The organism is Streptomyces fuscichromogenes (genome assembly GCF_014645815.1).
Lineage (GTDB): Bacteria > Actinomycetota > Actinomycetes > Streptomycetales > Streptomycetaceae > Streptomyces > Streptomyces fuscichromogenes.
The window spans coordinates 18,650-30,895 of the sequence record NZ_BMML01000027.1; the positions used below are offsets into that span (position 1 = coordinate 18,650).

At 74.0% G+C, this 12,246-nt stretch carries 7 protein-coding genes; 1 reads left to right on the forward strand and 6 read right to left on the reverse strand.

Translation table 11 applies throughout. The features are described from left to right. Window positions 1-5: 5 nt before the first annotated feature. Together IEZ11_RS40630 and IEZ11_RS40635 are read right to left on the reverse strand one after the other, a co-directional pair. Window positions 6-440: a roadblock/LC7 domain-containing protein gene (locus IEZ11_RS40630; RefSeq protein WP_189268075.1), complete on the reverse strand. Its 435-nt coding sequence runs from the start codon at window positions 438-440 to the stop codon at window positions 6-8. After that, window positions 437-3,280 (reverse strand): sensor histidine kinase, encoded by a 2,844-nt coding sequence (locus IEZ11_RS40635; protein ID WP_189268076.1) that lies wholly within the window; start codon window positions 3,278-3,280, stop codon window positions 437-439. Before IEZ11_RS40635 ends, IEZ11_RS40630 begins: the two co-directional genes overlap by 4 nt. A 433-nt stretch (window positions 3,281-3,713) precedes the next feature. Between IEZ11_RS40635 and IEZ11_RS40640 the strand changes: the two genes are divergently transcribed. Further along, the gene (locus IEZ11_RS40640; RefSeq protein ID WP_189268077.1) at window positions 3,714-4,184 is read left to right on the forward strand and encodes a hypothetical protein; all 471 of its coding nucleotides are present in this window, start codon (window positions 3,714-3,716) and stop codon (window positions 4,182-4,184) included. 70 nt (window positions 4,185-4,254) lie between these two features. On the opposite strand, the gene IEZ11_RS40645 is transcribed toward IEZ11_RS40640, so the two are convergent. From IEZ11_RS40645 to IEZ11_RS40660, 4 genes are all read right to left on the reverse strand, one after another. Next, the gene (locus tag IEZ11_RS40645; protein ID WP_189268078.1) at window positions 4,255-8,850 is read right to left on the reverse strand and encodes a hypothetical protein; all 4,596 of its coding nucleotides are present in this window, start codon (window positions 8,848-8,850) and stop codon (window positions 4,255-4,257) included. Between the two features lie 57 nt (window positions 8,851-8,907). Continuing rightward, on the reverse strand, window positions 8,908-9,777 hold the full coding sequence (locus tag IEZ11_RS40650) for a hypothetical protein (protein ID WP_189268079.1): 870 nt from the start codon (window positions 9,775-9,777) through the stop codon (window positions 8,908-8,910). A gap of 134 nt (window positions 9,778-9,911) precedes the next feature. Further along, the gene (locus tag IEZ11_RS40655) at window positions 9,912-11,450 is read right to left on the reverse strand and encodes a hypothetical protein (protein ID WP_189268080.1); all 1,539 of its coding nucleotides are present in this window, start codon (window positions 11,448-11,450) and stop codon (window positions 9,912-9,914) included. Window positions 11,451-11,522: 72 nt separating this feature from the next. Further along, window positions 11,523-12,224 carry a GntR family transcriptional regulator gene (locus tag IEZ11_RS40660; RefSeq protein WP_189268081.1) on the reverse strand — a complete coding sequence of 234 codons (702 nt, stop codon included), beginning with the start codon at window positions 12,222-12,224 and terminating at the stop codon, window positions 11,523-11,525. Between the last annotated feature and the right edge of the window lie 22 nt (window positions 12,225-12,246).

A 12,246-nucleotide genomic window follows, 5' to 3' on the forward strand; every position in this document is an offset into this window, starting at 1 on the left:
TCCCACTACCCGCCCGAGGGCAGATCGGTGCGCGGAACGGACCCCAGATGTACGCCGACCCGCTTGACCAGCAGCGTCATCTCGTACGCGACCTGGCCGACGTCGGAGTCGGCGTCGGAGAGCACCGCGAGGCAGCTGCCGTCACCGGCGGCCGTGACGAACAGGAACGCGTCGTCGAGTTCGACGACGGTCTGCCGGACGCTGCCCGCCTCGAAGTGCCGGCCCACGCCCTTGGCGAGGCTGTGGAAGCCGGAGGCCACTGCGGCCAGGTGCTCGCTGTCCTCTCTGGTGAGGTCCTTGGAGACACCGGTGGGCAGGCCGTCGCCGGAGAGCACGACGGCCTTGCGGATGCTGGCGACCCGGTCCACGAGGTCGTCCAGCAGCCAGTTCAGCTCGCCCTTGTTCGTCGCCGTGTGGCCGGTCGCCTTCGGATCGGTCATCGACCGTCCCCCTTAGTCGTTCCTCGTGCTGTGCTGGTGCGGGAACCGTCGTCCTCGGCGTTCTCCGCACGGCCGCGCTGCCAGCCGCGCTGGAGCGAGGCCATGCGGCTGCGTACCTCGTCGGCGTCACGCTCGGCGGGGTCGGGTTCGCGCGCGGCGGGTGCTGCGGGTTCCTGTCGCAGCTGTGGGGCCAGGTTGGCCTGCCGTACCCGCCTGGGCAGCGGCCGGGTGCCGGACACGGCCTCCGGGGGTGTGCTGCCTGGAGGCGGGACGGAGTCTTCGGTGCCGCCGCCGCTGCCGGAGGCGGTCGCGGGGCGGCGGGTGCGCCGGGGCAGGGCGGGGGGTTCGTCCGGGCCGCCGGCCCGGGGCGCCGGGCGTTCCTCGACCCGGTCGGCGGAGCCGATGGCGCGACGCGCGGACGGGTCGGTGCGGCGGCGGGAGGGCAGCGGGGCGAGTCCGCCCGGCTCGGGGCGGCCCTGGTCGGCCCGGTCCCGCTCGCCCCGGTCGTCCCGGCTGTCGGGCTCGGTGCGGCGGGACCGCTGCTCGGTGACGGGCCTGCCGTGCGAGCTGACCAGCTTGGGCGTACGCCGTCCGGGCAGCGGCGCGGGGCCGCCGGGGTGCTCGCCCCCGAAGCCGTCGGCGCTCTGCTGGGCCGACTGGTGGAGTTCGGTCACGGCCGGCGCGGTGTCGGCGCGGGCGACGGAGCGGCGGTGCCGGAACAGCCCGCCACGCTCGCTGTCGTCGTCGGTGATGGCGCCCGGGAAGCCGTCCAGCGCGTCCAGGTCGACGGGTGCCTCCAGTTCGACCGGGCCGTCCAGCAGGGCGGCCGGGAGTCCGGTCCGCTGGGCCGGCGACTGGGCCGGCGAGAGGGCGCGGCTCGCGTCGGGTTCGGCCTCCCGGGCCGGGCGGCCACGGTCGAGGCGGAAGCCGACGCCGTTGGTGTCGGGGACGTCGTCGGTCAGCAGCACGTCGGGGATGAAGACGACGGCGGTGGTGCCGCCGTAGGGGGACGGCTGGAGCGAGACACGGACGTTCTGGCGCTGGGCGAGGCGGCTGACCACGAACAGGCCGAGCCGGTCGGTGTCGGAGAGCTCGAACTCGGGTGTCTCGGCGAGCCGCAGGTTGGCGTCGAGGAGTGCCTCGGCCGCCATGCCGAGACCCCGGTCGTGGATCTCCAGGGTGAAGCCGTTGGCGACGCGTTCGCCGAGGACCTGCACCGCGGTGTGCGGCGGCGAGAACACCGTCGCGTTCTCCAGGAGTTCGGCCACGAGGTGGGTGAGGTCGGCGACGGCGGGACCGGTGACGGCGACCCGGGGCAGCCGGCGGACCTCGATGCGCTCGTAGTCCTCGACCTCGGCCACGGCGGCACGCACCACGTCCATCAGCTGGACGGGCCGGCGCCACTGCCGGGAGGGGGCGGCGCCGGAGAGGATGACCAGGCCCTCGGCGTGCCGGCGCATACGGGTGGTGAGGTGGTCGAGGCGGAAGAGGTCGGCGAGTTCGTCGGTGTCCTCGGTCCTGCGCTCCATGGTGTCGAGCAGGGTGAGCTGCTTGTGCAGCAGGACCTGGCTGCGGCGGGCGAGGTTGACGAAGACCTCGGAGACGCCGGAGCGCAGCTCGGCCTGTTTGACGGCGGCCTCCACCGCGGCGCGTTGCAGGGTGTTGAGGGCCTGGCCGACCTCGCCGAGTTCGTTCTTGTCGTACTCCAGGCGCGGGACCTCGGTCTCCACGTCGACCTGTTCACCCACGGAGAGCCGGCGCATCACGCTCGGCAGCCGCACCCCGGACGCGTCGTGCGCCTCCTGGCGCAGCAGCCGCAGGTCGCGGATGAGGCTGCGGCCGACCCGGACCGACACGACCAGCGAGAACAGCACGGCGACCAGGCCGAGGACACCGACGACGGCCGCCTGCACGATCACGTTGACGGCGACGGGCCGGATGCGCTCCCGGAAGCGGTCGCCGACCTGGTCGTCGAGGGTGCGCAGTTCGTCGAGCACATTGCCCGCGGTGGTGTCCCAGCTCTTCGCGTCGACGTCGTTCGGCATGCCGGACCCGGCGGCGACGGCCGACCTCTCGGCGGCCAGCAGCGGGGCGGTGGTGGCGCTCCGCCAGAAGCGGTCGAAGCGGTCGCGTTCGCCGGCCGGCAGCAGCGGCAGGCTGATGTCGTACAGGAGGGTGCGCTGGGCGATCAGGTCGGAGATCTCGCGGGTCTCCTCGCGGGAGACCTTCCCGACCACCAGCGCGGAGCCGAGCAGGGCGTCCTCACGGGAGACGAGCTCCCGGGCGCGGGTGATGTTGACGAGGGCGCGGGCCTGCTTGTCCATCTCGACGTCGTCGATCCCGCCGAGGGCGCCGAGCAGGGTGTAGCAGGGGTCGACGACGGCGTCGTAGAGGGCGAGGGCCTGGCCGCGGTCCACGGTGCCCTGCTCGACGCTGCGGCGCAGGGGGTCGATGCCGTCGAGGGCGTCGAGTTCGGCGGTGAGGCGTTCGCCGTCGTCGGCGCCCAGACCGTCGCGCACGTTCTGTTTCCCGGCGTTCCTGCGGAGTTCGGCCACTGTCTCGTCGGTGGCGGCACGCGTGCGGTTCAGGGCGGTGAGCGCGTCGGACGCCCGCGGGTCGGCGAGGTAGACCAGGGTCTGCCGGCGCTCCTGCTGGAGGGCGCGCACCGCGTCCTCGGTGGGATAGCCGAGGTCCTCGACGATCGACGACACCTGGAACATGTGGGTGACTTCACGTCCGGTGAGCACGGCCGCGAAGCCCCAGACGGCCGTCAGGGACACCAGCGGCACGAGAAGCAGCGCCACGATCTTCCGGCGGATCGACTTCCCGCGAAAGCGCATGGCCTCCCCCAGCTCGACCCCCGCCGGCCGGGGGTACACATGTACGTCAACAAACGGCGCGAGCCTACTACCGTCACAGGGATAACTCGAAGAACTGTCCGGACGGTGAACTTCCGCCTCGGTGACCCGACATGACGGACGGACAGGATGAGTTGTCCGGGCATTGCGGGAGATTGCCACCACGATCGCGCCCGCTTCACGCGAGTGGGGCGGGATCGTCACGAAGGATCAGTTGGCCGGAATTTTTCCTCGGTTGGGGAATCATCGGGCGAGTTCGATCGTCCTTGTACATGGGTGATGGGTGCGGATTCAGCCACAGGAGCCGCATCCGGCATCCGGGCGGCGTAAAACACAGCAAGCCGGGCAGCCACTGGGGAGCCGGGGTCGTGGGACCTCGGTGCGAGGTCTGCCGGCGGTGGGGAGTGACACCTTGATGGGGACGGCTCAGCGGCGTTCGGCGCCCGAGGACGGTGCGGCGGTGCGCTCGACGGTGCGTCAACAGCAGCCGCAGTACCGGCCGTTGTGGGTGGAGGAGCCGGCCAAGCGGTACCGGATGCCGGATCCGGTGCGGACGGCGGCGGTCCGGGCGGTGATCATCGTCGCCGTCACGCTGATGCTGGGCATGGTGGCGTTCCTCTGCACGATGGCGGAGTCCTGGCTGGCGTTCCCGATGGTGATCAGCAGCGTGGCGAGCACGGTGGTGGCCACCTGGAGCGCGGTCGACGTCCTGGTGACCCGCCAGGTGTGGAACCAGCGCAACGGCGTGGTCTCCGAGCCGAGCAGCACGGCCCGCACGCTCCGCCGCGAGCGGCGCGCGGCCCGGCGCCAGGAGCGCGCCACCACTCGTGAGCAGGAGCGGATACGGCGGCAGGGCGGCCAGGCCGGGCAGCTGACGCACCCCTGAGACGGCCTGGGGCGGCCCTGGGGCCGCCCCAGGGCCGCCGGATCGGGCGGGACCGGGGGCCGTCGGGCCGTCAGGCCGACGGCTTCCGGAACATCCGGGTGGCGGTGATCTCGCTGTGCACGGACTCTCCGGCCTGCGGCTGCTGCGGCAGGCCGGGCCGCAGATGCTCCTCCACGCTGATGTACTTCAGGCCGGCCCGCAGGTCCGCGTCGTTCCGCAACCGGATGACCAGCGGGAACTCGGCCAGCGCCGTCGTGTCGAACAGCCCGGTCGTGTACAGCAGTTGCACGCCCAGCGCATCCGACACGGCCCGCTGGAGCTCCAGCAGGTAGGTCGCGTTGGCGCGCCCGATGGGGTTGTCGAGGAACAGCGTCCCCGCATGCCGGTGCTTGTCCCGCCCCCGGTCGTTGGACCGCAGTGCGGCCATCGTGCAGTACAGGGCGATGGCCGCGGTCAGCAGCTGCCCACCGGAGAACACGTCTCCCATCTGCCCCACCGGCACCCGCTCGGCGCGCAGAACCGCGTCCGGCTTGAGGATCTCGACGGCGATGCCCCTGGGCTGGAGCGCGGCCGCGACTCCCCGCAGCAGCAGGGACATGCCGTCCCGCCGCAGATCGGAGTTCTTCTTCACGGCGGCCCGGGTCGCCTCGTCGACCACCTCGCCGAGGCGCTCGGTGAGGACGGCCTGGTCGGGCTCCTCGAAACGGATACGGAGGAACTCCTGCCCGGACCACTCGCCGAGCCCCTCGGGCAGCCGGGAGAGCCGCTGGGCCGAGCGCAGGGTCGCGAGCGCGGACTCGACGAGCCCCCGCAGCCGGTCCACGATCGAGTCCCGGTTCCGGTCCAGCTGCGCCAGTTCATCGGTCAGCACCCGCAGCCGGGGCGCGAAGGCGTCCGCCCACTTCTGGGCGTGCTCGGGCAGCGCGGAGGCGGGCAGTTCCCGGATCTGCTGGCGCGCGGGGGTCCGTACCGCCTCGTAGCGGGTGGCGTTGGCGTGCCGTACGAGGACGTCGCTCGCCTCCCGGACGGCGGCCTCGGCGGCGGACAGGTCACCGGCGCAGCCGCGCAGCGACCTGCGGGCCTCGGCGGCGGACTGCCGGGCCTCCTCCAGGCTGCCGGGGTACGGCTCGGGCTCCTCCTGCTCCTCCTCGGCGGTGTGCTCGCGCAGCAGGTCGCGGAGCATGGCGGCGATCTCCTCGAAGCCGCCCGCCGCGTCCTCGGCCGCGCGCTGCGCGTCCAGCAGTGCGGCGTGCGCCTCCCTGGCCTGGGCCAACGCCTCGGTGCGGGCGGCCAGTTCGGCCGTCGCGGTGCGCAGCAGCGCCTGTGCGTGCTCGGCGTCGCGCGGCTGGAGCTCCTCGGGCAGTTCGGTGTGCGCGTCGCCGTCCTCGGGGGCGTGCCGCTCGGCCTCGCCGCGGAGCCGCCCGAGCTGCTCGCTCGCGGTCGACATGCGGGCCTCCAGGAGCTGCACCAGCTCCTCCGCGCGGGCCGCGGCGGCCTGCCGGGAGGGGCCGTCGGCTCCGTCGGGCGACTGCAGCAACTGCTCGGCGCGGGTGCGGACCTTGTTGCTGAGCCGCTCCAGCTCCGCGAGCGCGGCGCTCTCGTCGCTCTCCGAGCGGGCCTGCTCGGCGCGCAGGTCGGCACCGACGCCGACCTTCTCGTACACCTGCGAGGCGGCCCGGTAGGCCTCGCGCAGGGCGGGCAGCGAGGACCGGGGGCCGTCCTCGTCCGCGTCGGGCACGTCGTCGGGGGCGCCGGCGATCTCGGAGCGCTCGGCGCGCAGCGCGCGGGCGGTGCGGCGGGCGTCGTCGGCGGCGCGCTGGGCGCCGCGCCGGTCCTCGTCGGCGACGCGGGCGCGTTCCAGGCAGGTCTGGGCGCGGGCCTCCGACTCGGTGGCCTCGTCGGCGAGTTCACGGAGCCTGACCTGCCAGCCGGCCCGCTCGCGCAGCCGGAAGGCGAGGCCGGCGAGGGCGTCGGCGGCGCGCCGGGCCCGTTGGGCGGCCTCCTGCCGTTCGTCACGCACCCGCGCGGCCTCGGCGGCGGTCTCCTCGGCCTCCGCCCGCACGGCCCGCGCCTCGGTCAGCTCGGCCTCGGACTCCTGCGCGAACATCCGCGCGCCCCGGGCCTCCTGCGCCAGCTCCACGAGCCGCCCGGCCGGGCAGCCGGTGCGCCAGGAGGCGAGCCGCGCGGCCAGTTCACGGTCCTTGCCGAGGCGGGCGGCGAGGGTGCGGATCTCCTCGTCCCGCTCGGTGGCCCGTGCGCGCAGCGCCTGCCGCTCCTCGTCGGCGGCGCGCTCGTCGTGCATGGCCGGGTTCGGCGGTACGAGGAACACGTCGCCCGGGACGGCGTCGGGCGCCGGGGTCGGTGCGAGCAGGGCGGCGGCGGTGCCGACGGCGACGGCCGAGCGCGGCAGCAGGGCCGCCTCGCTCAGTGCCGCACGGGCGCGGGCGTGCGTGTCGGGGTCGGTGATGATGACGCCGTCGACGAGTTCGGGCCGGGCGGCGAGCACGCGCGCGTGGTCGGCCGGGTCGACGGCCTGGGCGAGGTAGCGCCAGCCGGGCAGTGCCGGGATGCCGTGTTCGCCGAGGAACTCGACGGTGGCCAGGACGTCGGGGCCGGGCGGCAGCAGTCCGCCGTCGCCGAGGGCGCCGAGGATCCGGGAGTCGTCGGCGGCCGCGGTCCGCAGCTCGAACAGGTGCCGCTCGGCAGCGCCCACGGCGTCGTCGAGCAGTTCCCGCAACTCGTCGGCGAACCGGTCGAGTTCCTCGGGGGTGAGGGTGTCGTCGCCGTCCTCGTGGCGGGGGCGCGGAATGGTGGTGCGCGAGCCGGTGAGGCCCAGCAGCTCGGTGAGCCGTTCCTCTGCCGCGAGGCTCTCGGCCAGGCGCCTCTCGGAGTCGTGGGTCCGCTCGGCGGCCGTCGCCGCGTCCGCCGCGCGGGCGGCGGTGAGTTCGGCGCGCGTCTCGGCGGAGGCCGCCTCGCGCGCGTGCTCGCTCGCCCGGCCGGAGGCCTCGCGGGCGGTGTCCCAGGCGGCCACGGCCGTCTTCTCGGCGTCGCTGGCGGCGAGCGCGGCCCGGGCCGGGTCGGCGTCCGGGGCGCTGTCGTCGAGCCAGCCCGCCCGGACCGCCTCGGCGGTCTCCTGCTCGACCTCGCTGAGCCGCTGCCGCAGGTGGCCGCCCTCGCTGCGGGCGCGCTGCGCCTCGGTGGCGGCGGAGGTCGAGTCCCGGTACGCGGCGTCGCTGACCTCCTGGAGTGCGGCGGACCGCTCCTCCTCCTCGTTGGCGAGGTGCTCGGCGCTCCCGGCGGCCGTGTGCAGGGCCCGTACCAGCTCGACGGCGGCCCTGGCGCGGGCGGCGAGGGCGGGGGCCGCGTCCCGCTCGGCCTCCTGGATGGCGGCGGCCACGCGGGCGACGCGGTCGGCGGCGGCGCGGTGGCGCAGCGCGGCCTCGGCGGCCTGCCAGGCGGAGTGCAGGGTGCGCGCGTCGGCCAGCTCGCGCTTCTGCGCGGAGGCGGACTTCTCGCCGACGGCCAGCGCCAGGGAGGCGTGCCGGTAGGCGAGTTCGGCGGCGATCAGCGCGCTGCGCTCGCGGGCGCCCTCGGAGTGTGTGACGGCGTAGGCGGCGGCCGTGACCCGCTGGGCGAGGTCGGCGGCGCGCACCCGCTCCTGGACGCCCCGCGCGGACAGCCGGCGTGCCAGCGTGCGGGTACGGCGCTCGGCGCCCGCGTGGATGTCACGGGCCCGCGACCGCGCCTGGGCCGCCTCCACGATCCGCCCGAGCAGGTCCACCGACCCGGCGGTGAAGTCGCGTTCGGCGATCAGCTCGGCGCGCCGGCCCAGCTTGTTGCCGAAGCCGCCGACCAGGTCGGCCAGTCCGTCCGTGTCCCGGGTGTCGGTCACCGCCCGCAGCAGCAGGTCGGTGAAGTCGGAGTCCTTCTTCACCGCGAACAGGCCGGCGGCCTCGCCCTCGTCGGCGTTCATCTCCCGCTGGTAGCGGAAGAGCTCGGGGTCCAGGCCGAGTTCGCCGAGGTGCTCGATCCAGCGGTCGTGGATCTCCTCCCAGTGCACCTCCAGGTGCGGATAGAACTTGCCCGCCTCGGTGATGGCGTCCCGGAAGCCCTTCATGGTGCGCCGTCGCCCCTGCGCGCCGGAGGCGCCCTCGACGGGCGGCCGTACGGCGGTGGACTCGGCGACCGGCAGGCTGTCCAGCGAGAGCCCGGGACCGGGCCGGAACGAGTACCAGGCCTCGGCGAACTTGCGCGGGTCGTTGGAGACCTGGCGTCCCCGCCACTCGCTCACCTTGCCGACGACCACGCACTCGCCGGTGAGCGTGTGCTGCCACTCCAGGGCGACATGTCCGCAGTCGTCGGCGAGCAGGAACTTCCGCAGCACGCCCGAGCTGGCTCCGCCGAGGGTGTTCCGGTGCCCCGGCAGCATCACCGAGAAGATCAGCTTGAGCAGGACCGACTTGCCGCCGCCGTTCTCCAGGAAGAGCACGCCGGCGGGTGCGGGCCGGCGCGGCGGGCCGACCGGCTCCTCCTCGAAGAACTCCGCCTGGGTGGGCGCGGGATCGGGCACGGGCTCGCCGACGCCCCGCAGGTCCAGCACGGTGTCGGCGTAGCGCGCACCGGCGGGCCCGATGGAGTAGAGGCGGACCCGGGACAGCTCGTACATGGCGACTCTCGTAAGGCTTCGAAGGCTTCGTAAGGCTCGGAAAAGGGTTCGGGCGGCTCAGGAGTGGAACGGCAGCCCGGCGTCGGCGACCAGGTCCAGGTCCTCCGTGTCGTCGGCGGGCAGCAGGCTGGCCGTGCCGTCGGTGACCGGGACGACGCCGAGCTCCAGCAGCTCGGCCATGGCGGCGCTGCCGGCCATGTCCCGTACCTGGAGCTGGTAGCGGGCCGTCGTGCGGTACGTGCCGCCCTGGTCGTCACCGGTGCGCTGGAGGAACCCGGAGTCGGTGAGGAAGACGACCGCCTTGCCGATGATGCCGGTGGTGGAACCGGCCAGCCGGCGGGCGTCCTTGGTGGCGCCGGTCGCGCTGCGTCTGGCCCAGATCCGCCAGGCGGCCTCCAGACCGGGCGCGTCGGTGGCCGGGTCGGTGTTCTCCCCCGCCTCCTCGGCCCGCTCCTCCAGCCTCCGGCAGGCCTGCCGGACGAAGCCGTCGACGCCGTTGACCGTGATCCGCCCGATGTAGCCGTCGTCGGCCAGGTCCTCGGGGCGCGGGAACGCCAGCGCGGCGACGGCGAGGTGGGCGAGCCCGTGCAGGAACCGGTCGCTGCCGTCCGCGGAGGTACGGCGTGCGTAGTCGCCCATGCGAACGGCGAACACCGAGTCCTCGGCGGCGGTCACGGCCATTCCCGCGCGGGGCGACACCTCGAGGACCACGAGCCCCAGCCCGGCCGCCACGGCATCGGCGAGCCGCGCGAACGGAGGATCCTCCCGGTACCGCCGCAGCAGCTCGGTGTACTCCTGATCCCGCGCGGGCTGCAGCTTGGGCTGCAATCCGAAGGCGACGAGCCGCGCGGCATCGGCGGCATCGGCCGGGGTGACGGCAGCATGCGCCGACCCGACAGGCACCTCGGCCTCAACGTACTCGCTCACCACGACAACTCCTCGATCTTGAAAACAGGGTCGGCCGACAGCGCCCCTGGCGGGGCGCTGGGGGTACCCCCGGCCGAAGGCTGGGGGAGGAACTGCGCGATCAGCCGCAGACGGCCTGTACCCGGCGTACGACATCACGCCGCCTCGGTCCGATCCGCCGCCATCCCCACCGCATCCAGCAAAGCAGTCCCCACGATCAGGTCCGCACCCCCGAATCCGGGGTCGTCCAGCTCCGTGCCGTCGTCCACCGCGAACAGCAGCTTCTGCTCACCCTGCCGGTAGGCCGTGCCGACAGCCGGGCTCGCGGCGTGCACCGCCAGCAGGGCGACGAGGTACGCCAGCTCCTCCCCCTCGGCGCCCCCGATCCGCCGCGCCTCCGCCAGCAGCCCCGACAGCCGGCGCGGCGCGTCGGCCGGCAGGTCCAGCAACCGCATGGCGTCCGCCAGCTGCTCCTCGCTGAACCGGCTGTCGTCCGGGGTGGCGATGAGGTCCGGCTCCGGCATCTCCGCGCCCAGGTGCTCCCGCTCCACCGGCGGCGTCAGCAGTATGTCGACGAGGTCGCCGACCCGCACCGACACCGGGGTCCGCAGCCCGGTCCCGCGCGCGAAGAACGCCCCCGTGACCCGGCTCGCCTGCTCCAGCGGCAACGGCAGCAGCGGCGCGAGGAGGTGCCCGTACAGGTCCGTCCCCGATGTCGTCATGGGCGTCGCGAAGGCCTGCCGGTCCTGCTCCGCGCGGAACAGCGGACCGGCCTCCAGCAGTCGCGACTGCAACTGGGTGTGCCGTCGGATGCAGTCCTTGACGATGTCGACGAGCTCGGCGGCGCGCCGCTTGTTCTCGGGCTCCTCGGTCTCGTCACGGGCCTTGCGGATGTTGGTGAGGATCGCGTTCTCGTGCCGGTAGCGGTCGGCGACGTGGTCCAGCGCCTCGGCGATCATGTCGGGGACGGCGTTGAGCCAGTCCACCGCCCGCACGTTGCGCCGGGTGGCGTCCAGGGCCCGGCGCAGGGTCTCCGAGTACTGCACGGTCCGGTAGCGGGCCTGCTCCGCGGCGAGCTGGGCATCGGCGAGCCGACCGCGGTTGACCAGCACCTCCAGCTTGACCTCGGCGGCGATCTGGGCGCTGGTGACGTCCGTGTCGAGGGCGCCGACCAGGACGTTGACCGCCTCGTCGGTGGTCCGGAGGTACACCGTGCCACCGGGGCCGGGCACCTCCTCGATGAGCTTGAAGTCGTAGTCCCGACGGACGTAGGACCCGTCCGGCGCGAAGGTGCCGTACACCGCGCGGAAGCCCCGGTCGACGCTGCCGACGTTGATCAGGTTCTCCAGGACCCAGCGGGCCACGCGCTCGTGCTCGGCGGCGGGGCGGTGCGGGGTCTGGGCGGAGATGCGCGGGATCAGCCGGGCGACGATCTGCTCGTGGTCGGCGCCGGTGTCGAAGTCCATGTTCAGGGTGACCAGGTCGATGGCGGAGAGTGCCACCTCGGCCATGCCGTACGCCGAGTACTCGCCGGCCAGGTTCGCCTTGCGTGCGTCGAGGTCGTGCAGCGGCGCGGTGCACGCGAGCGCGCGCAGCCGCCGCGCCAGCCCCTCGTCGGCGGCCGGCCCCGGGGCGGGGCGCGGCCCCGCGCCGAGCTGGGGCGGAACGCTGTCCGTCGATGCAGGCGAAGTCACGGTGCACAGACTAGGTCCTGGGTCTGACATCGGCCCAAACGACGCGGAGGGCTCCGTCGGCGGGGCCGGGTACTACGGGGCGGTGTCCTCGCCCACCCTGCGGCGGTAGACCTCGACCACTCGTTCCAGGGAGTCGGTGAGGTACCTCTCCAGCAGGTGTTCGGCGCCGTGGCTGTCGCCGCGCTGCAGTGACTGCAGGATCTCCTGGTTTCGGGCCAGGTACGGCTCGTGCAGGGCGTGGGGGTCGTCGACCACGTGGAACGCGAGCCGGAGTTCCGCGAAGACGCTGCGCATCAGTTCGCCGGTGCGTTCGCTGGCGGCCAGGGCGACCAGCTCCCGGTGGAAGTGGATATTGGCCGTGCCCACCGCTTTCCAGTCATCCGCGGCGGCCGCCGACTGCCCCTCGGCGACCGCCGCCGACAGCCGCTCCAGGGGGTACGGGGGCGCGCCGAGGCCGCGTACGACGGCGCACTCGACGAGGACACGGGTGCGGTAGATGTCCTCGACGTCCTCGACGCTCAGGACCCGGACGAAGACGCCCCGGTTGAGTTCGTGGACCAGCAGACGTTCGTGGGTGAGCAGCCGGAACGCCTCGCGCAGGGTGTTGCGGGAGACGCCGAGCGCACCGCCGATGCCGTCCTCCGACAGGCGGGTGCCCGGCGGGAAGTAGCCGTCGGCGATCCGGCTCCTGAGGATGTCGGAGACCCGTTCGGCGGTACTCGTCCGCCCGAGGAGGGCGCGGTCGTCGGCCAGTCCCGTCAGCTGCTCTGCCATGCCCGGAATTCAACCGCAGACA

Bases quoted from the DNA above. Each gene is read 5' to 3' on its own strand.
- IEZ11_RS40640 (WP_189268077.1), top strand. From the start codon at position 3,714: ATGGGGACGGCTCAGCGGCGTTCGGCGCCCGAGGACGGTGCGGCGGTG.
- IEZ11_RS40630 (WP_189268075.1), bottom strand. From the start codon at position 440: ATGACCGATCCGAAGGCGACCGGCCACACGGCGACGAACAAGGGCGAG.
- IEZ11_RS40635 (WP_189268076.1), bottom strand. From the start codon at position 3,280: ATGCGCTTTCGCGGGAAGTCGATCCGCCGGAAGATCGTGGCGCTGCTT.
- IEZ11_RS40645 (WP_189268078.1), bottom strand. From the start codon at position 8,850: ATGTACGAGCTGTCCCGGGTCCGCCTCTACTCCATCGGGCCCGCCGGT.
- IEZ11_RS40660 (WP_189268081.1), bottom strand. From the start codon at position 12,224: ATGGCAGAGCAGCTGACGGGACTGGCCGACGACCGCGCCCTCCTCGGG.